Genomic DNA, 440 nt, shown 5'->3' on the forward strand with positions numbered 1-440 from the left:
AGCTTGACGTGCTCTTCTCCGCGCTTGTCCTCCATCCGCAGCTTGTTCAGGCCAGCTGTGCGGATAACGTTACGCGTGCTGTTCAGTTCAGTAACGTGGTCAACGTGGCGGGAGTCGTGCATGGCATGGGCAATATACGGGCGATCCGGATCGCCTTCGTGAAACGCAATGGCGACTTCAGTGCCCTGTATCAGCGGAAAGTGGAAGCCGTACTGGTCGCCACCGTAAGGTTTGGCAAAACGTACCGGCATACTTTCCATGCCCTGACGTTTGTCATCACGGTCGGCATCGAATTTCACCCGGTACATGCCTGATGCATCCTGCCAGGCGTAGATGTCGTTATCTTTGGCGCTGGTCACTCGTGCCGTCAGGGTGCCGCTGACCACCGGGCGCTTTTTAGCAGCAGGACGCCAGCAGCGGTTCTCGTAGTACGGCATCCC

1 protein-coding gene is annotated in these 440 nt (G+C 57.7%); it reads right to left on the reverse strand.

Annotated features, from left to right (window positions below; translation table 11 throughout):
- Nucleotides 1–440 (reverse strand): type VI secretion system tip protein VgrG (gene vgrG, locus HGT73_RS14645; RefSeq protein ID WP_214215981.1); only part of this gene is annotated, 440 nt, incomplete at both ends.

Source organism: Rosenbergiella australiborealis (assembly GCF_018494035.1).
Classification (GTDB): domain Bacteria; phylum Pseudomonadota; class Gammaproteobacteria; order Enterobacterales; family Enterobacteriaceae; genus Rosenbergiella; species Rosenbergiella australiborealis.